The 1,284-nt window shown below is 48.0% G+C and carries 1 protein-coding gene and 1 pseudogene; both read right to left on the bottom strand.

From position 1 onward, the window contains the following. Window positions 1–275, bottom strand: a pseudogene (locus tag ACFILW_RS09780) (phage tail tape measure protein); the annotation flags it as partial. Window positions 276–282: 7 nt separating this feature from the next. Next, window positions 283–1,284, bottom strand: a 1,002-nt coding sequence (locus ACFILW_RS09785) for a phage tail tape measure protein (RefSeq protein WP_375685726.1), incomplete at its 5' end; no start/stop codon positions are given.

The following is a 1,284-nucleotide window of genomic DNA, read 5'->3' on the forward strand; positions in this document are numbered from 1 at the left end:
AAGCCATCGACAATCGAATTAGCCAGATCTTCGCCCGCTTGTTCCATACCAGCCTTGGCACTCTCCGAGAGCTTTTCCTGTGTAAAAAAACTCTTCAACCATTGCCAAAAGTTGGAAAAGCTTTGTTTAACGCCCTCCCACAAATTGCCAAACCACTCGGCAACAGAGGAAAGCTCTTGTTTAAACTTTTGCCAAACTTGAGAGAGATCAAAAGCATTGGCGATTATATTTTTCCAACGCGTAATGGTGGTGGTATCAGCACCAAAAAAGCGCATAACAGCTTCAAAGGCTTGCCCAAAAGCCCGAGATACCCCCCGTGCAAAGCCCTTCATAAAAGAAGAAAAACGATCCCAATATTTCCACAAAGCAAAACCAGCAGCCAATATGACCGCCACAACAGCAGCAATGACCGCCCCGATCGGGGTAAAAATACCCCCCACAACAGAGGCAATACCAGCTCCAACCACTTCGATCACTGTCCCGATCCAACCAAAAGAGGCAGCAAATGCACTTCCTGAGACAGCAATCCCCCGTAAAGCCCCTACCAGTAAAGTTATGGGGCGTAAGAGTCGGAGTGAACTTGCCCCAAGACCCGCGGTTAGCAAGCCCAGCGGAGCGCCCTGCGGCTGCTAAGCCCCGCCAGCTTGCAGAAAGACCACGACTAACAGCACCCATCTTGATAAAAGAGCCCATCAATTGAAGAAGCCCAAGGCGTGTACCGGCAAGAGTAAAGCGCAAAACCCGTAGAGCAATATTAAAAGCCATCAGGGCAGCAATGGTTTTGATAATGGCGCTTGTTAAAGTTGGGTGCGCATTCGCCCACGCCATAAGCCCATTAGTAAAATTACCAACAGTTTCCATGAGACTGTTGAGAGGAGGCAGAAGCACTTCACCAATGCTAATCCCTAAAGCCACAATGCGGTTTTGTAAGAGTTCAAATTGCCGCATGGCACCGGTTGCTTGTTTGTCTGCTTCTTGTTCTACAGAACCTTTAAAGACTTGTGGATCTTTCACATAATCTAAAGCTTGCCCTAACAATTCTGGGTTACCCACCAATTTGGCAAAATCACCAGTAAAATCGCGCCCAGCAATGGCAATCAGCGAGCGCATGCCCTGTTCGGATTTACCCAACACATTAAAAAAGCGTACCAAGGTACCGGTGGCATCTTTGTCCAGATCTTGCATGAATTTTTCGCGAGAAAGCCCAATATTGGCAAAAGCATCTTCAATATGTTTGCCTCCTGCCTGAATACGGGCACTCATGGCATTAAAACCACGCGCGGC

Source organism: Bartonella sp. TT110JLCBS, from assembly GCF_042193405.1.
Taxonomy (GTDB): Bacteria; Pseudomonadota; Alphaproteobacteria; order Rhizobiales; family Rhizobiaceae; genus Bartonella.